This is a genomic window from Bacillus sp. EB106-07-01-XG149 (assembly GCF_058791555.1).
The window spans coordinates 14,037-33,316 of record NZ_JBYTDP010000015.1 but is presented as its reverse complement, the minus strand read 5'-3'; the positions used below and the strand labels follow the sequence as shown (position 1 = coordinate 33,316).

The window sequence follows — 19,280 nt, the reverse complement described above, 5'->3', positions numbered from 1 at the left end:
CTTAAAATTTATTGTGCCTGCATTCCTACAATTGGAATCGTAGCCCACTTCGGCATATTTTTCTTCACTTTCGCCACAACGATAGTCATATCGTCATTTATATAACCATCACAAGAGCGAATCACCTCTTCCATAATGATATCAGCAATTTCTTGCGGATCTTCGGTTTGTAATTCTTTAATTTTTCGTTTCATCCATAGTTCATGATTTTCTACATGTTGCGCTCCCTCGAAAATCCCATCGCTCATCATAATAAGGATATCGCCCGTTTTTAATTGTTCACCTACTACATCAACTTCAACATCCTCAATAATCCCCATCGGCAAATTACTTGCCTCAATTTTCAAAATATTATTCGCGCGTTTAACAAAACTCGGCGTCGATCCAATCTTTAAAAATTTCGCACTCGCATCCCGCAAATCCACCATAGCTAAATCTAACGTCGTAAACATCTCTTCTGTTGTTCTTAAAGAAAGAATAGAATTGATAGATTTAATTGCTATTTCCTCATCAATGCCTGATTGAAGTATTTTTTGTAATAATTTTACCGTTTCTTTACTCTCCATATGAGCTCTTTGCCCATTTCCCATACCATCACTAATTGCAAGTGCATATTTACCAACACTTAAATCCATCATCGCATAAGAGTCACCAGAAACAAACCCACCGCCTTTTGCAGCTGTGGCCAACCCAGTATCAAGAGAATACGTTTTTGCCGAACCAAATGATATTAAGCTGTGGCCGTTCGGATAAGAAGATTTTTCTTCATGTTTAACAACAATATTTTCCTTTAGAATGTCAGAAAGCATCGGCGCAACTAACTTTTCACATTCTCCATGTTCATTAGATGCAACTGGAATCAACATTTCAATATCAATACTTCCTCTATCTAAACAATATATATCAACATGCTCTACTTCTACGCCAAAATCACGAAACGCTTGCATAATCTGTTCTTCCTGCACTTGATGATTTTCTCGTTCTCTTTGGATCTCCTTAGCAAAATCCTCCATAACTTTTGATACACCTAATAGTTGCTCCGCTACTATTCTACGGTTTTCTTTCATTTGTTTTCGTAATTTTTGTCCTTCATAGAAGTGATCTAATTCACCCGCTACTAAATCCGTCACTTTCTTCCCTCTCACACAATGCTTGTCCCATTCACGAACTAACTTCCGATTATGCTGCAACGTCCCCTCTTCCGTTTCACTCATTATTTGTTTCATATAATCGTACGTTTTGTCGAAATTAACTACCCAGCATTGGTCCTTTTTAAAGCATGTTTGACATGTTTTTGCAGTAATTGTACTTAAGAACAAATCCGCCTCTGTCTCTTTATCGTCCTCCTCCACATATCCATATACAGAAAAGCTATTAGATAAAGCAGCAAATACATTGGCAAATTGATTAATTTTATTCGCTGTAACATCACGCATCCTTCTTAAATACTGTTGTTGATCTTGCGAATGTTCCTGTGTGCCTGGCATGAATTTAGCAATACGATCCATAACAAGTTTCGGTGTTAATAAGAAGAACACAATCGCCACACCAGATTCAATTAAAGTTGTCACAATGTTTGTTTGCTTATCTACATATAGCGTAATCAAGCTTGTCCCAATTAATAAACCTAAACTAACACCTAAACGCTTCCCTTCTTTTAACAAACCACCAAGCAACCCAGAAAAAGCAAGTAGACTAAGTTGAGACAAACTGGAGACATTCGCTAAACTTAATATTAATCCAGTGACGACCCCCACTGTAGATCCTGTAGCAGCCCCCGCGATAAATGCAAACACAAGCACTAAATACCTAGTAAAAATATGTTGAATAGAAGCGTCATATACAAACCAATCTGTTGTACCTGTTAAAACAGATGCTAGTAATATAATTAAACAAACGATTTCTTCTGTCTCTAGCGCTTGTTGCTTACCTTTTCGTTCCACTAAAAGCGGAACACTTTGTAAAAATATCATAGTTAATACGAAGCTAAGCCCTGCCTCAATCGTACTAACGAGTAAATCGTACATGGTGACAGTTTGTTGCGCGAAATATACGACAACTAAATGTGCGGTTAATGCGGAGATAAATACTTGGAATGGAACAAGTCCAACAGTTTTACGTGTAAACCGACTAAAGAAGATATTATAAATGAAGAATGTAAAAATAGATGCAAAGGTAAAGAATAAATTATCTATCGAAACTGAAAGGGCGCCCCCCATAAGAGCCAAGAACGCGAGCGGCATTTTATCCCGCTTCATAACATAAACAGCAGCAAAAAACGGCAGTGCAAACGGTAAAATGTTTGTTAATATATATGCTCGTCCCAAAAGAAAACCAATAACAACAATAATAAATCCCCATCTAAAGAAAACCTGTTCAAACTTCATTCGCAACTTACTCGTCCACTTTACTGCTCCAAGCTGACTCTCATTTATTGCCAATGCACTTGTATTCATAGTATTCCTTCCTGCTTTAGGCATATTTTTAACACCACCTGCATAGTTTAATTACTGTCATTATAAAAGATGATTATTGGGATTTTTGTCAAAACAACAGTTTTCACTTTTATAATCGTTCGACTTTTTATTCGAAATAACTCTACATATATACACGGTATGTAATTTATTCCCGCTACTTTAATTGAACATTCAGAAAATATAGGGTGATTTTGTAGAAGTGTTGTATGTCTTAATTTATTTAATAAAAAAAGATCATGCAAATTTGCATGATCTTTTTAGGATGACCCGTACGGGATTCGAACCCGTGTTACCGCCGTGAAAGGGCGGTGTCTTAACCACTTGACCAACGGGCCGTTAAATTAAATATAGCGGCGGAGGGGATCGAACCCCCGACCTCACGGGTATGAACCGTACGCTCTAGCCAGCTGAGCTACACCGCCATGTCGTCTTATTTAACGGACAATTAGTATCTTACCTCAGATATATTTTAAAGTCAACACATCTTGAAAACTTTTTTAAAAATATATTTTCACATATAAAAAAGCACCCCGAGCAATCGCCCTGGGTACCTCTCTATATGCTAAGAATTAAACGTTCTTATTATCCGCGACGTGCGCCACGGCCACCACGTTTAGATTCTGTGTTACGCTTTAAAGAAGTTAAACGATCTTCACTGTCCTTTAAGAAACGTGCCATCTTTTGCTCGAATGTTTCTTTTGGAGCTCGTTCGTTACCGCCGCCACGGTTATCTCTGTTGAAAGAACGATTACGTTGTGGACGTCCAGAACGTTGTTGATCGCCACCGCCACCGCGTTGGTATTCACCACGTGGACGATCTCCTTCTGTTTTTTCGCGCTCTTTCGCTTTTTTAATAGATAGACCGATCTTACCATCTTTTTCAACGTTAATAACTTTTACTTCTACTTGGTCGCCCACTTTTAAGTGATCGTTAATATCTTTCACATAATTATCAGCAACTTCACTAATATGAACAAGACCCGTTAAGCCTTCTGGCAGCTCCACAAAAGCCCCAAAATTTGTAATACCTGTTACTTTACCCTGTAACTTGCTGCCTACCTCGATTGACATAAAAAAAATGCTCCTCCTTAGTGGTTAAAAAGTCAAATTTTACTTTATTATATATAATCCTAAAATATAGTGTCAATAAGACATACTCTACTTAGAAACAGGAAAAATTATCTCCCCTTTTCCAGAGAAGAAATAATCCCTTCTAGCAATCTTTAATACGTACTCTTCATCATTTAACTTTTGAACTTCGTCTTTTAGACTTTTTTCTTTATTCGTTAATGAATCCAGTTCTTTTTTCATGTCCTTAACTTTTGCTTCTTTTGCTCTAATGGAACTGTTTTGTTGATAAAACGTTACACTAATACTCGCAATAATTGTAAAAGCAAAGACAAGAAAAACCGCTAAACGGCGATAAAGTCGCTTCCTGTTCTCATCCGTTTGTATTATATGCTCTTTAACAGGATTTGGACTCTGTTTTTCGATTGTTCTTTGTCTCAGTTCCCTCATTTCCGAGGTCCCCCTAACTTCTTTTTTATACGCTCCCATAATTGGAAGATGTGTCCCTTCAATTTTGCTATATATTGCAGGAACCCTACATGTTTCATTATAAAAAGTTTAACACGATTAGGGAGAAGTTTCCATATGAGTGAAGCAATAAATCGAACAGGCCAGAAAAAAACTTTCCATATGAAAAGTAATATCCAAATCACCATTTTCCATAACACATGTCCAATTGAAAGCAGTATACGAAATAAGAATAATATAAATGCAATAAATAGCTGCGCTATAATAATAACAGGTTTTATCATGAGTAGCTTTATAATTTGAACAAAAAAGTGTGTTGTTCGCATAAAAATATAGATGAGAAAATTTAACAGTCTCATGTATATTGCTTTCAATAAGCTTTGATATGCCGCAAAACCACATAATAATGCCAAAAATACATATATACGTAGTTCAGCTTCATTTACAAGAAGCAATACATAAAAAACGAATAATGCTTGGACAATCCAAAATAGTATATCATGTATAAATACAAGCCAACGTTTACGTTCTTGCCGCTTTAAAAATCGTTGGTATGTATCTAAAGACGCTCCAATCCAAGCACCCATTCCGATCATTGAGAGCATCGTATACAACTGAATTGTTAGGCTCATTTAAACAACTTACTAAAGAATCCTTTAGTTTTCTCCCCTTGATTCTCATCAATATACAGCATCTCATGAACTTTCCCTTTAATCGATACAACACCTTTTTCTACATCTAAATTTTTCATTTGCAAATTTTGACCACGAATTGTTAAAAAACCCATTACGGTCTCAAGTAAAAACTCCTCGCTATCAAAACTCTCTACCTGCTTTACACCGGTAATATCAATTACACGCCTGCCACGCATAATAATATCATGCTCTACCGAAACATTTTGTTGATTAGAAGACGTAGGTGAGTAACCATTATTCACGTAAATCCCCCCATAGATTTATACTAGCTAATAGTAATGTATGAAGGGATAATTGATTTTAGAACAAGCCTTCTTCAGCCTTTACTTTTTCTTCACGAACTAAACTATACATATTTGTTGCATCTTCTTTTTTAGTCGTTTCTTTCAATTCGTTTATTTTTACAGTTACTATTTTTTGACCAAAACGAATTGTTAATTCATCAGCTACTTTCACATCTGAACTCGCTTTTGCCACTTGACCATTAATTGATATTCTTCCTTGATCAGCTACTTCTTTCGCTAATGTTCTTCTTTTAATTAAACGTGATACTTTTAAAAACTTATCTAGACGCATATCAAATCCCCCTATTAACGCTCTGTTTGTTTTGCCTCTTCCCATAAAACATCTAACTGCTCTAATGATAAATCTTGTATCTCTTTATTCATTTCAGCTACCTTTTCTTCCATGTATAAGAAACGACCGACGAATTTCTCATTCGTTGAACGTAACGCTTCTTCCGGATCTATTTTATAATGACGAGCTATATTCACAAACGCAAATAGTAAATCGCCAAATTCACCTAACATTTTCGCCTCATCCATATTTGTAACTTCTTGCTGGAACTCTTGCCATTCTTCTAAGGCTTTCTCTATCATCGGTTGTACATCAACCCAATCGAAACCAACTTTGCCAGCTTTTTTCTGGATTTCATAGGCGCGTAGTAATTGTGGCAAACTTTTTGGAACCCCATTTAAAACAGATTCTTTCACGAATCCTTTTTCTTGTTTTTTAATTTCTTCCCAATTGGCAATTACTTCATCAGCATTATTTACATCCGTATTCCCAAATACATGCGGATGGCGGCGAACCATTTTCTCAGATAAAGTTCGAATAATATCATCTATAGAGAACCAACCTTCGTCCTCCCCAATTTGAGCATGCAACATAACTTGTAATAATATATCACCCAGTTCTTCTACTAAGTGATCATCATCCTCTTCATCAATCGCTTCCAACACTTCATAAGCTTCCTCAATTAAATACTTCTTTAAAGATTGATGTGTTTGCTTTTTATCCCACGGACAACCATTCGGTCCACGAAGGTCTGCAATAATTTCTCTAAGCACATCAAACTGTTGATACAAGGACGCACGTTCTTTAACTGGTGGTACATATACACTCGTTAAATTGTTCAACTCTGTTTCATGATCTAACATGTACAACGGCACCTTTTTAACTTGTTCAAATGAAGTCCCTGCAGCTGTTACAATATACACTTCATAATCATCTGATAGCATCTCCATTAATGTTAATTTCACATCAGATGCAACAAATGCGTCATATACTTGGCAAAAGATTAAATGTTGACGTAATTCTAATTGTCCTCTTTCAAATGATGTGGCGTCAATTAATTGGAATCCTTCAATCGGATCAATCTTTAAACTCGCAAACATAGGATCAAGGAAACTTTGTCCACCTTCAATGCGCACTTCAACATTCGCTACTTCGCCTTTTTCCAACAATAGCTGAACTGTTCTTTCCGCTACAAGCGGATGCCCTGGCACGGCATAGATGATTTCTGTGCCTTCAGCTTGTTCTAGCAATGTATTCGCGATTGTTTCATATACAATTTCAAATGTATCATGCGCTTCATATACATCGTCAAAGGCTGTATATTGTATACCTTCTTTCTCCAACTCTTCTATAACGGGATGTTCCTTCGTTCTAACAAACATGTGATCTGCTTCTTTTATTTTTCGATATACACCCATCGTTAACTGATCTAACTCACCAGCACCTAATCCTAAAATAGTAATGATTCCACTCACAACCTGCCACCTCTATCCACTCTTCTTCAATGAACCTTCTTTTTTCTCTTTTTTCATAACGGTTCCTATTTCCGCTTTTGTAAATACACGTAATTTTAAAATTAAAAACACATATGTTAATCCACCGATAGCTACACCTAACAATGCCTCAAGTGTTGCAATTCCTCTATGCCTTGTATCAATTACTAATCCAGACAGTTGCATCACACGTATAAATATTATTAATACAAATCCCATACCGATACCACTAATAACTACACCTAACATATTCCGCTTATCGATAAGCGATTCGGATACAGCTTGCATAAGTAATGCACTATTTAGCACAGAAATTACAATTAACGCAACTAGTGTTGCAATTGCAGCTCCCTTCACACCAAAATACGGCATTAATGTATAATTTAAAGCTAACTTTAAACAACCCCCAAATATAACGAATATTGCTGGTTTTAATGTTTGTCCTAACCCCTGCAAAATAGACGCAGTTGTAATCGACAATGAACTAAATAAAATAGATAAAGATAAAATGGATAAAACATCTGACCCATCACTATTTTCAAACAACATAATATTCGTAGGCTGAATAATACAAGTTAATCCAATGGCAGCTGCAAATCCAATAACAAATGTTATTTTCATTGCTAACTTTACCTTTTCTCGAATAAAGGAAAGATCTCCTCTTTCCTTCGCCGCTGTAATAATTGGAATAAGCGACAATGAGAAAGAAGTTGTCACGACAGTACCTAATTGCATAAGCGGGATACTTCTGTCATAAACACCTTTTAATACCTTTGCACTTTCAGCTTGCTCTCCTGCCCCAATAAGTAAGGAATAGAAGGAAATAGAATCAGCCATTTGTATAAAAATAAGTACTAAGTTACTAACACAAATCGCCAATCCCTGCCAAAACAGAATTTTAATGATCCTCTTTTTTCCCTTAATTCTCTTTACACTCTTGAAAAATATAGAACGAAAGTCATGACGCATATAAAGTACAAGTACGATAATCCCAATCAGTCCACCTGCGATTGAACCTAACATAGCGCCTGCACCGACTGTATATAAATCAAATCCGCGAGCAATTAGGAATAGAGATAAAAATACAATAATAGAAACACGAATCGTTTGTTCTATCACTTGCGAAACAGCTGTTGGCATCATATTATTGAATCCCTGAAAATATCCTCTTGCTACAGATAAAAACGGCATCAATATGAATGAAAATGAAATAACACGTAATAACTTATCTAAGTGTATATCGCCCATGGCTGTTGCAATTGCTTCGGCACCAAAAAACAATGTAAAAAAGCCTACGAAACCAATTCCTAATAAAAACCAAAAAGATACACAGATAATTTCTTCTGCTTCTTGTTGTTTCCCTCGCTCTAATCGTTCCGCAACCATTTTTGAAATTATAATGGGGAACCCATAAGTAGCTAAAATTAAACAAAATCCATAAAACGGATAAATTTGTTGGTAAATATAAAAACCAATATCACCCGCTATATTTTGATATGGAATACGGTAAAAAGCGCTTAATACCTTTGTAACAAAACTTGCGATTGTTAATATAATAGCCCCACGCCAAAAGGCTTGATACTTCTTCGATTCCATACAAGAAAACTCCTTTTTCTATTCTCACCCCTCGTATTATATCATAAAGAAAAGGACAAGCTTCCTTGCCTACACGAGTAATAATACGTTCGCGCAACGATAGAAATGTTCAACGAAAAAAGGTAGCAAAGCGCTACCTTCATTCAATATACATATATCTCCAAATATTTGATTTCTCAAGAAGAAATATCATAATTAGGAAAGATTGCTACTTCTCAAATTCGATATAGCCTTACTGCTCCATTTGTTTCGCTAAAAAGCTTGCAGCTGTATTTACTGACTTATGCTCTACTTCACTTATAATAGCCTCTTTAGAGAAGATAACAACAGCTCCAATTGGATCCCCATTCGCAACAATCGGGCCAATTGTATAGGAACTCACTTTTTCTGTTACTCCATCAATAATTGAAATTTCGCTTTCATCTGTCATAATTACAGACTTACGCTCTTCCATTGTCTTCTCAATTAAATCGCCAACACTTTTATTTAAGTATTCTTTTTTAGATACACCTGCTACTGCGATAATAGAATCACGATCGCATACAAGCACATTATGTCCTAAGCTATCGTATAAAGCTTCCGTATATTCCTTTGCAAAATTACCTAGTTCACTAATTGGAGAATATTTTTTCAAAATCACTTCTCCATCGCGATCAACAAATATTTCTAGTGGGTCTCCTTCTCGAATACGTAAAGTTCTACGAATTTCCTTCGGGATTACTACCCTACCTAAATCATCAATTCGACGTACGATTCCAGTTGCTTTCATTCTAATGCTGCCTCACTTTCTACTGATGATCAAAGTGGTGAATTTACCTGTTCATGTAAAAATCACCAACTGTTAGACATAGTATTTTACACATTAGTTCTTCTATGCACGCCGAATTGTATTTTTTTATCTTATATTAGGCATTTATGACTTCTTTTTTTACATCTGGTAGGCCTTTTAATAAATTTTCAGCAATTGTTAACCACTTCGATGTCTCTAAACCATTTGTTTTCATTACGATTTTCAATTGCGATCCTTCCATTCCTAGACCAATCATACGTCCAAAACTATTTCCAAGCATGAATAATTTTCCGCCATCAATATTTTGACTTGCTTGTTCTGAGAACAGAATTGTCACTTCAAATTTATTTTGCTTAATTAACTCAATTTGTTCTTTCATTGCCAATACTTTAATATTTGCAATTTGCAATAAGTAACCAACTTCTTGCGGGTAATCACCAAATCTATCTATCATCTCTTCCTGCAACTCTTCAATATCCTCAATTGCAGAAACACCTCTAAACTGTTTATACATCATAATCTTTTGTTTACTATCTGAAATATAAGCATCTGGTAAATATGCATCTACTTCTAAATCAATTTCAACATTAACTGTATTTTCAACCCCATCTGTTCCTCTACGCTGTTCAATTGCATCTTTTAACATTTGAGAATATAGATCAAATCCGACAGAATCAATAAATCCATGCTGTTCGGCTCCTAACAAGTTACCTGCACCACGAATGGATAAGTCTCTCATCGCAATTTTGAAACCTGACCCAAGCTCTGTGAACTCTTTAATGGCTTGCAGACGCCTCTCTGCAACTTCTGATAACACTTTATCTCGTTTGTATGCAAAGTATGCATATGCAACACGATTAGAACGTCCAACACGACCACGAAGCTGATACAGCTGCGATAGTCCCATACGATCTGCATCAAATACAATTAACGTATTTACATTCGGAATATCTACACCCGTCTCAATAATTGTTGTACTTACAAGAACATCATGCTGCCCTTCTAAAAACGATAGCATAACAGACTCTAATTCACCTTCGTTCATTTTCCCATGCGCATAAGTTACACGCGCGTCTGGAACTAACATCGAAATTTCATCTGCTTTTCTTTCGATATCCTCCACACGATTATATAGGAAGTAAATTTGCCCACCTCTTGCAAGCTCTCGTTCTATCGCTTCTCGCATTAACGCTGGATTATACTCTACTACATACGTTTGGACTGGGAAACGATTTTCTGGTGGTGTCTCAATAACAGATAAGTCACGCACACCAAGCATAGACATATGGAGTGTACGCGGAATCGGAGTTGCCGTTAATGTTAACACGTCAACATTTGCTTTTAATTGTTTAATTTTTTCTTTATGCGTTACACCAAACCTTTGTTCTTCATCAATAATAAGAAGACCTAAATCTTTATAAGTAACATCTTTAGATAAAATACGATGCGTTCCGATTACGATATCTACCGTACCATCTTTTAAGCCTTTAATTGTTTCATTTTGCTGTTTTCTCGTACGGAATCTACTTAATAATCCTATATTGATTGGATAATCTTGAAAACGCTCTCGAATTGTTTCATAGTGTTGTTGTGCAAGGATCGTTGTCGGCACTAAAATTGCAACTTGTTTTTCATCCATAATTGCCTTAAATGCCGCACGGATAGCTACTTCCGTCTTTCCATATCCTACATCACCACAAAGAAGCCTATCCATCGGACGTCCACGTTCCATATCTTTCTTAATCTCTTCAATAGAACGTAATTGATCCTCTGTCTCTTGATATGGGAAAGAAGATTCAAATTCTTGTTGTTCTGCCGTATCTGGTGTATATGCATAACCCTTTGAGGCTTCGCGCTCAGCATATAGTTTAATTAGGTCATCCGCAATGTCTTGTACAGATTTTTCAACTTTCGTTTTGACCTTTTTCCAATCATTTCCGCCCAATTTATAAACTTTTGGATCCTTACCTTCAGATCCTACATATTTCTGCACTTGGTCAATTTGTTCAATTGGAACGTATAACTTATCATTACCTTGATATTTAATATTCAAGTAATCTTTATGAACACCATTAATCTCTAGTGTCTCGATACCTAAGAATTTACCTATACCATGATTTACATGAACTACATAATCTCCAACTTTTAATTCCGAATAACTTTTAATACGTTCAGCATTAGATAACTTCTGCTTACGTTGTGATTTTTTAACTTTCTTATGAAAAAGCTCTTTTTCAGTAATAACAACAAGCTTTTGCATCGGCATTTCAAATCCTGCGTGTAAATCACCTACAGCAATTTGTAACCTTCCAGGCAATAATATATCTGTGCCCTCTACGATATCTGCCTCAATATCATAATCACTTAAAATATGTTGTAGTTTTTTTACACGTTCATCATCTGTGCCGAGCACAACAGTCGTAAAATGCCCTTCGTTCCATCTATCAATTTCAGTTTTCAACAACTGCATCTGCCCATGGAAATCTTGCATTGTTTTACATGTCACATTCACAATGTTTTGTGGATGTGTATGTGCTATATGGCGTAAGAATAACGTTAAATACACAAAACTTCTTTTTTTATGATGAAGAAATTCCTCAAACGAGTGTGAGAAAGATAAATCTTGAATAATTATTCCCTCACCAAGAAGTGATATATACCATTCCGCCTCTTCTGTTTCAAGATGTGATGCTGTTTCTTGAATACGGGAAATCTCATCTAAAACCACAATACCATCTTCTGGTAAATAATCTATCAGACTAGCAGGTTCTTTATAGAAAATAGATAAATATTTAAACATCTGTTCTATACTTTGCCCGTTTTTTAACATCTCAATTTCATGACTTACCGTTTCAAGCACTGTAGTCTTCAATTTATCATCGGAAAGTTTTTGCATCGTCTTAGTCAAGCCTTCCTCAAGATGCTCAATTCCCGACTTCAATTCTTCCTGTGAAAATAAAAACTCTGTTGCTGGACCAAATCTAACACTTTCTTTTTTATCTTGAGAGCGCTGTTCATCCACATCAAATAATCGAATAGAATCAACTTCTGTATCGAAAAATTCAATACGAAATGGTAACTCTTCAGTTAATGGGTAAATATCTAATATTCCCCCGCGCAAACTGAATTCCCCAGGAGCTTCTACCATCGACTTACGCTCATAACCAATATGATGTAAAGTATGCAAGAATGTATCTAAATCAATCTCTTGCCCTAGATTGATTTCGATTTGCCTTTGCTTCCACAACTCTTTCATTGGTAAAAATCTACGTAGTCCTGCAACTGGCGCTACAATAATCCCGTTTTCTCCTGCCGCTAAACGATTCAATACTTCAATACGTTGCGCCTTCAATTCTGGGCTTGCAACACCAATTTCTGATGCTATCAATTCATTTACTGGGTATAACCACACATCTTTTTCACCAAGTAACGCCACTAAATCTTCATGCACTTTTTGTGCTTGATATAAATTATGCGTCACAATAAGTTGTGATTTTTTTGTTTTTTTATATAAGGCCGCCATTAATAACGAACGAGAAGAGGTTGCCATACCTGATACAAGTTGTTCTTTTAAACCATCTTCTAGTCCATTAATAACCGATTGGATCTCTTCATTTTTATAAAATTGCTCTAATAAACCTATCATTTTCAAAACCCCTCTCAACATAAAGAGCAAGCCACTATATTTTATGCAAATATTTTGGAAAAAGAAAACAGAAAAATGCTTTGGACATGCCAAAGCGACAACATTTTATTGCAGAAATTTTTCATATTCATAATACTCAGGATAAGATGCGAGCGTTTCTTGACACGATTCACAAATCGTTTTTATATATATATTTCCATTCTCATGAAAATGAATCATCTCTACTACTTCTTGCTCTGTTAGTTGAAATAAAACGTCGCTATACACTTTTTCTGCAGTAACGGAGCCTACATTACTCCCGCAATGTCTGCAATAATAATAACCTTCCATACTAGCCTCCTAAAAATCCAATTACTACTAGTATGGGTAAAAACAAGACAAAATATTCCCAATCATACCCTTAACTATTGAAGGTATTCATGATTTGAAGAAAAGGTTTATTTAACCATTCTTCACATGCATCCGCTGCTTTTTCAATAGAATGACTCACATCAGGAATTTCTTCCGATGTAAAACGTCCTAATACGTAATCTACTACCTTCATGCCATTTTTCGGACGATCAATTCCCATGCGGATACGTTGAAACTCTTGTGTTCCTAAATGTGAAATTGTTGATTTCACACCATTATGTCCACCAGCACTACCTTTCATACGAAGGCGTAATTTACCTACAGGGATGTCTAAATCATCGTACAGAACAACGAAGTCTTCAACATCAATTTTATAGTAATCCATGAGTGGTCGAATACTTTCCCCAGATAAATTCATATATGTAAGTGGCTTTAATAAGATTACTTTTTCTCCATTAACAAATCCTGCACCAAATATTCCTTTAAATTTTTGTTCATTCAAAGAAATATTCCAACGCTTTGCAAGTTCATCAATCGCCATAAATCCAATATTATGCCTTGTTAATTCATATTCTCTACCCGGGTTCCCAAGTCCTACTATCAATTTCATTCTTGTACCACTACTTTCTTTTTTCGATACGAAAAGACGTAACCAATCTTGGTTACGTCTCATTCTATCCAATTAATTGAATAATACACTTACAGATTCTTCTTCGTACACACGAATGATTGCTTCTCCGATTAGTGGAGCAACTGAAAGTTCATGTACTTTGTCGATTTTCTTCTCTTCTGGTAATACGATAGAGTTCGTTACAACTAACTCTTTAATATTTGAGTTTTGGATACGCTCAATTGCTGGACCAGATAATACTGGGTGTGTACAGCAAGCATATACTTCAGAAGCACCGTTCTCAACAAGAGCGTTTGCTGCTAATGTAATTGTACCAGCTGTATCAATGATGTCATCAATTAAAATTGCTGTTTTACCTTCAATATTACCGATAATGTTCATTACCTCTGATACGTTCGGACGAGGGCGACGCTTATCAATAATAGCGATTGGTGCTTTTAGACGATCTGCCATTTTTCTAGCACGAGTTACCCCACCGTGGTCAGGTGACACGATTACGATATCTTTAAGACCTTTTGTTTCAAAGTAATCTGAAAGGATCGGTACACCCATTAGGTGGTCGATTGGGATATCAAAGAACCCTTGAATTTGTGGAGCATGTAAATCTAGAGTGATTACACGAGTTGCACCTGCTGTTTCAAGCAAGTTTGCTACAAGTTTCGATGTAATTGGTTCACGAGAACGCGCTTTACGGTCTTGACGCGCATAACCATAGTAAGGAATAACAATATTAATTGTTTTTGCAGATGCTCGCTTTAATGCATCGATCATAATAAGTAATTCCATGATATGTTCGTTTACTGGGAAGCTTGTAGATTGAATAATGAATACATCGCAACCACGGATACTTTCTTCAATGTTAATTTGAACTTCTCCATCACTAAAACGATCAACAGAACATTTTCCTAGTCCTACTCCAATGTGCTTTGCAATTTGCTCAGCAAGTTCCTTATTAGAGTTTAAAGAGAATACTTTCAAATTAGAATTTAGATATTGAGTCGACATCTAGATTAACCCTCCACATTATGATTTTTTCTTATTCAGCAATTGATCAACATAGTCTTCTTTGTTAACTTGACGTGCACGTGCTACAGATAATGCTTTTGATGGAACATTCTCTGTAATTGTAGAGCCTGCTGCCACATAAGCACCATCTTCAACTGTTACAGGAGCAACAAGGTTTGAATTACATCCAATAAATACCCCGTTACCAATCACAGTTTTGAATTTATTCTTACCGTCATAGTTCACCGTAATTGAACCACAACCAAGATTCACGTCTTCTCCAACTTGTGCATCCCCGATATAACTTAAGTGTGAAGCTTTACTTCTATTACCAAAAACAGTTTTTTTGATTTCCACGAAGTTTCCAACGCGTACTTCATCTCCAATAACTGAATCTGGGCGAATATGTGCAAATGGACCAACCGATACTTCTGTACCAAGTTTACTATCATGTACAGTAGATTGACGAATTGTCGTACGATCTCCAATTTCACTATCGCGAATTACTGTATGCGGTCCAATTTCACAATCAGAACCAATTACAGTATTCCCCTCAATAATTGTTCCTGGATGAAGAACTGTATCACTACCGATAATCGCATCAGCAGAAATATACGTGTTACTTGGATCAATAATTGTAACACCATTTACCATGTTCTTTCGGTTGATACGGTTTTTCATAATAATTTCCGCTTGCGATAGAGCGACTCTGTCGTTAACACCTAACGTTTCATCGAAGTGCTCTGTTTGATAAGCTGATACGATATGACCTTCATTTTTTAAAATCTCAATAACATCTGGCAGGTAATATTCACCTTGTACGTTATCATTTGAAACTTTAGAAAGTGAGGCGAATAAAGCTTTATTATCAAAACAATACGTACCTGTATTGATTTCTTTAATAGCTAATTCTTTATCATTTGCATCCTTATGCTCAACAATCTTTTCAACATGACCATTCTCATTACGAACGATACGACCATATCCAGCAGGTTCTTCTATGTAAGCTGTTAGCACCGTTGCCATTGCCCCTGCCTCTTTATGTTGCTGAAGCAATGATTCCATCGTTTCAGCAGTTATTAGCGGCGTATCACCACAAATAACTAAAGTTGTTCCTTCTTCGTTTGCAAGTACACTTGCAGCTTGATCTACAGCATGTGCTGTACCAAGTTGTTCTGCTTGTAATGCAAACTCACTTACGTTTCCTAGCTGTTCTTGTACCATTTCAGCACCATGTCCTACGACTGTTACAAGTTTCTGCAATCCTAATTGCGTTACTTGATCGACAACATGTTGTACCATAGGTTTTCCACATACAGGATGAAGCACTTTGTATAGCTTAGACTTCATACGTGTGCCTTTGCCCGCAGCTAGAATCACTGCAAATCTGTTTGACATATAGACCCTCCATCGCAACCTATTTATCCATTAACGATATTATCCTAAATCATCATATATTTCAAGAAACACATTTTAACTATTAAATTTTACCATAATTCTTATACGATGTTTTACTCTTTAGTATCTTTTTTAAGAAATAAGCTATACTATTTAAAATGATTTTGAAAAAATTAGAAGTTTTCCTCTTCACTTTAAAGAATTCAGAATTTTCCGTGCGAAAAATAGATAAAACCACAAAAAAACAAACCCCTGTAAATGCTTACAGGAGTTTGTTGCAAAATTATAGGGATTTCTTTAAAAAGCCCTTTTCATTCGAATTTTACGAAGCACCCGCTTCTTCAAACTCAACCTCTTCTAACTCGCCTAAACGATGATACTCTGTTAAAACCGCATCTTGAATTTTAGAGCGTGTATTAGAATTAATTGGATGTGCAATGTCACGGAATTCTCCATCTGGAGTACGTTTACTTGGCATTGCTACAAATAATCCATTATTACCATCAATTACACGAATATCATGAACAACAAATTCATGGTCTAGAGTAATAGAGGCAATTGCTCTCATGCGGCCTTCTGTGTTTACGCGGCGTAATCTTACGTCAGTCACTTCCATCTTGTGTTCACCACCCTTTTCTAAATAAGCGATATATTTGTATAAATTCCACAAAATTTCTATTTTCCCTTTAATTTTTTAAAAATTTTTAAGATAAAAATTTTTAATTTAATTGAATATAGAGATTAGTGGAGGTTATCGCTTACAAAAGATTACTTAACTAGGGCAATTACTTCGATTTCAATTGAAACATCTTTCGGTAATTTTGCTACTTGTACACAAGAACGAGCTGGCTTATGAGTAGAGAAATAAGAGCCGTATACTTCATTAACAGCATTAAAATCATCCATATCTTTTAAGAATACTGTTGTTTTTACTACTGTATCAAATGAAGCACCTGCTTCTTCTAATACAGCTTGTAAATTTTGAAATACTTGCTCTGTTTGTACTGTCACGTCTCCTGCTACAAGCTCTCCACTTGCAGTTAACGGAATTTGTCCTGAACTGTAAAACATATTATTTACAATAATCCCTTGTGAATATGGTCCAATTGCTTGTGGTGCATTGCTTGTTTGAACAACTTTCATATTTTTTCACCCTTTTATTATTTATTTTTACTCTTTAAAAATAGTGCACGAAAAGCAGTTTGTCCATCTATTTTATAATTTATAAACAGAATAAAAAAAAGATAAAGCGATCTGCTTTACCTTTTTACTCAGCCTCTACAAGCCCTTCATCAAATGGTGCCAGTGAATAATTTCCCTTTTCCACTTGAATCGCTTTTTCTTTCACATCAACTTCTGATAGACGAATTAATGATACAAAATTATTAATTAGTCGTTCTTCAATATCCGTGGATTCTACTAATACACCAATACCAACAACATTAGCCTTAAACTCTTCTAACATACTCATCATACCTTGAATTGTCCCGCCAGCTTTCATGAAGTCATCAATAATTAAAACATTTGATCCCTCTGGAAGGCTACGCTTTGCTAACGTCATTGTTTGAATTCGCTTAGAAGAACCTGATACGTAGTTAATACTAACAGTTGGGCCTTCTGTTACCTTATTATCTTTCCTTGCAATTACTACCGGTACATCTAAGTAATTTGCCACCGCATAAGCAAGTGGAATCCCCTTCGTTGCCACCGTCATAACCGCATCAATTGGTTGCCTAGCAAAAACAGAAGCAAACAAACGACCTGCGCCATTAATATGGCGAGGATTACTTAAAAGATCTGTCATATATAAGTAACCACCAGGCAAAATACGATCTGGATTTTCAAATAAGCTACAAAGCTCACCAATAATTAGATCTGCCTCTTCCTCACTTATATATGGTATATATTTCACTCCTCCTGCTGCTCCTGGTACCGTTTGCAATGTGCCGACCCCTTGTTGTTCAAACGTTTGCTTAATAATAACTAAATCTTCACTAATGGAAGACTTAGCTGATTGATACCTTTCAGCAAAAAAAGTGAGAGAAACTAGCTGACGAGGGTTTTGTAACAAGTAATACGTCATATCGACTAATCTTGTACTTCGTCTAATTTTCATACTCTCACCTCAAATCACGAATATTCTAAACAAATCATAACGTATTATACGTCTTTATTCAAGCGTTTCTCGCTCTCCTAATAAACGTACTGCGTATACTTGTTCACAAAATCCTTTTAATCCATTATATATACGATGCATTCGCGAATCATGATGCACAAGACCAAATACAGTTGGGCCACTTCCACTCATTAATACAGCATCCGCCCCAAATCGCTTCATCTGTGCCTTAATACGTGCAACTTCAGGATGCATCGCAAACGTTACATCTTCTAAAACATTACCAACAGTATCACAAATCCCTTTGTAGTCCCCAGCATTTATGACGTTAACCATTTTATCTACATTTGGATGTGTAACTCGATTTAACTTTAAATTTCCATACACATCAGCAGTAGATACACCAATATGGGGTTTTGCTAAAATAACCCAACAAGAAGGCGGAGTTTTTATGTGCTCAATTTGCTCTCCTCTTCCAGTGGCAATTGCTGTCCCACCATATACACAAAACGATACATCTGATCCTATTTTTGCGCCAAGCTCTGCTAACTGATCAATTGTAAGCCCTAAATTCCATAATTTATTAAGGCCACGTAATGTCGCTGCTGCATCACTACTTCCACCTGCTAATCCAGCTGCTACTGGAATCGTTTTTTCAATAGTAATAGATACGCCTTTTTTCACATTAAACTTCTCTTTTAATAATTTCGCTGCTTGATAAGCTAAATTTCTTTGGTCGTCTGGGACATACCGATTATGGGATAAAATTTCAATACGGTCTTCTGCTAATTCCATTAGTTCTAAACGATCCGCTAAATCAATTGTTGTCATAATCATTTTCACTTCATGATATCCGTCTTGTCTTTTTCCCAGTACATCTAACGACAGATTAATCTTTGCTGGTGCTTTCACTAGTAGCTTCAATCTATTCACCCACTCTATGTACTCAATCTTTTATCGTTTATTTTAC

General features: G+C 36.0%; 18 protein-coding genes and 2 tRNA genes. All 20 read right to left on the bottom strand.

Annotated features, from left to right (window positions below):
• Positions 1-8 precede the first annotated feature (8 nt).
• The gene (spoIIE, locus tag AC3WTA_RS28120; RefSeq protein WP_001123525.1) at positions 9-2,480 is read right to left on the bottom strand and encodes a stage II sporulation protein E; all 2,472 of its coding nucleotides are present in this window, start codon (positions 2,478-2,480) and stop codon (positions 9-11) included.
• 260 nt (positions 2,481-2,740) lie between these two features.
• A tRNA-Glu gene (locus AC3WTA_RS28115) sits at positions 2,741-2,812 on the bottom strand.
• A 13-nt stretch (positions 2,813-2,825) separates the two neighbouring features.
• A tRNA-Met gene (locus AC3WTA_RS28110) sits at positions 2,826-2,899 on the bottom strand.
• Positions 2,900-3,059: 160 nt separating this feature from the next.
• The gene (locus AC3WTA_RS28105) at positions 3,060-3,548 is read right to left on the bottom strand and encodes a S1 domain-containing RNA-binding protein (protein ID WP_000021454.1); all 489 of its coding nucleotides are present in this window, start codon (positions 3,546-3,548) and stop codon (positions 3,060-3,062) included.
• An 87-nt stretch (positions 3,549-3,635) separates the two neighbouring features.
• Positions 3,636-3,995 (bottom strand): cell division protein DivIC, encoded by a 360-nt coding sequence (gene divIC / locus AC3WTA_RS28100; protein WP_001208737.1) that lies wholly within the window; start codon positions 3,993-3,995, stop codon positions 3,636-3,638.
• On the bottom strand, positions 3,992-4,645 hold the full coding sequence (gene yabQ, locus AC3WTA_RS28095) for a spore cortex biosynthesis protein YabQ (RefSeq protein ID WP_000059766.1): 654 nt from the start codon (positions 4,643-4,645) through the stop codon (positions 3,992-3,994). Before yabQ ends, divIC begins: the two co-directional genes overlap by 4 nt.
• A complete protein-coding gene (yabP, locus tag AC3WTA_RS28090; RefSeq protein ID WP_001059106.1) occupies positions 4,642-4,950 on the bottom strand; it encodes a sporulation protein YabP in 309 nt (102 codons plus the stop codon). The genes yabQ and yabP overlap by 4 nt, the downstream gene beginning before the upstream one ends.
• A 58-nt stretch (positions 4,951-5,008) precedes the next feature.
• The gene (locus AC3WTA_RS28085) at positions 5,009-5,284 is read right to left on the bottom strand and encodes an RNA-binding S4 domain-containing protein (RefSeq protein WP_001234878.1); all 276 of its coding nucleotides are present in this window, start codon (positions 5,282-5,284) and stop codon (positions 5,009-5,011) included.
• A gap of 14 nt (positions 5,285-5,298) precedes the next feature.
• On the bottom strand, positions 5,299-6,759 hold the full coding sequence (yabN, locus tag AC3WTA_RS28080) for a bifunctional methyltransferase/pyrophosphohydrolase YabN (protein ID WP_000014250.1): 1,461 nt from the start codon (positions 6,757-6,759) through the stop codon (positions 5,299-5,301).
• 12 nt (positions 6,760-6,771) lie between these two features.
• Positions 6,772-8,373, bottom strand: coding sequence for a putative polysaccharide biosynthesis protein (locus tag AC3WTA_RS28075; protein ID WP_000444149.1), 1,602 nt, complete (start codon positions 8,371-8,373; stop codon positions 6,772-6,774).
• Positions 8,374-8,605: 232 nt separating this feature from the next.
• Positions 8,606-9,142: a stage V sporulation protein T gene (gene spoVT / locus AC3WTA_RS28070; protein ID WP_000648312.1), complete on the bottom strand. Its 537-nt coding sequence runs from the start codon at positions 9,140-9,142 to the stop codon at positions 8,606-8,608.
• 136 nt (positions 9,143-9,278) lie between these two features.
• On the bottom strand, positions 9,279-12,809 hold the full coding sequence (mfd, locus tag AC3WTA_RS28065) for a transcription-repair coupling factor (RefSeq protein ID WP_064475156.1): 3,531 nt from the start codon (positions 12,807-12,809) through the stop codon (positions 9,279-9,281).
• Positions 12,810-12,914: 105 nt separating this feature from the next.
• Positions 12,915-13,139 (bottom strand): anti-sigma-F factor Fin family protein, encoded by a 225-nt coding sequence (locus AC3WTA_RS28060; protein ID WP_000399441.1) that lies wholly within the window; start codon positions 13,137-13,139, stop codon positions 12,915-12,917.
• A gap of 70 nt (positions 13,140-13,209) precedes the next feature.
• Positions 13,210-13,770, bottom strand: a complete 561-nt coding sequence (pth, locus tag AC3WTA_RS28055) for an aminoacyl-tRNA hydrolase (RefSeq protein WP_078183735.1) — start codon at positions 13,768-13,770, stop codon at positions 13,210-13,212.
• A gap of 72 nt (positions 13,771-13,842) precedes the next feature.
• A complete protein-coding gene (locus tag AC3WTA_RS28050) occupies positions 13,843-14,796 on the bottom strand; it encodes a ribose-phosphate diphosphokinase (RefSeq protein WP_000107420.1) in 954 nt (317 codons plus the stop codon).
• Between the two features lie 18 nt (positions 14,797-14,814).
• Positions 14,815-16,194, bottom strand: coding sequence for a bifunctional UDP-N-acetylglucosamine diphosphorylase/glucosamine-1-phosphate N-acetyltransferase GlmU (gene glmU, locus AC3WTA_RS28045; protein ID WP_000071047.1), 1,380 nt, complete (start codon positions 16,192-16,194; stop codon positions 14,815-14,817).
• 322 nt (positions 16,195-16,516) lie between these two features.
• Positions 16,517-16,810, bottom strand: coding sequence for a septation regulator SpoVG (gene spoVG, locus AC3WTA_RS28040; protein ID WP_000454042.1), 294 nt, complete (start codon positions 16,808-16,810; stop codon positions 16,517-16,519).
• A gap of 152 nt (positions 16,811-16,962) precedes the next feature.
• Positions 16,963-17,337, bottom strand: coding sequence for a RidA family protein (locus AC3WTA_RS28035; RefSeq protein WP_000869826.1), 375 nt, complete (start codon positions 17,335-17,337; stop codon positions 16,963-16,965).
• A gap of 124 nt (positions 17,338-17,461) precedes the next feature.
• Complete coding sequence (gene purR / locus AC3WTA_RS28030) at positions 17,462-18,310, bottom strand: pur operon repressor (protein WP_000702481.1); 849 nt, start codon at positions 18,308-18,310, stop codon at positions 17,462-17,464.
• A 54-nt stretch (positions 18,311-18,364) separates the two neighbouring features.
• Positions 18,365-19,234, bottom strand: a complete 870-nt coding sequence (gene ispE / locus AC3WTA_RS28025; RefSeq protein ID WP_000772096.1) for a 4-(cytidine 5'-diphospho)-2-C-methyl-D-erythritol kinase — start codon at positions 19,232-19,234, stop codon at positions 18,365-18,367.
• Between the last annotated feature and the right edge of the window lie 46 nt (positions 19,235-19,280).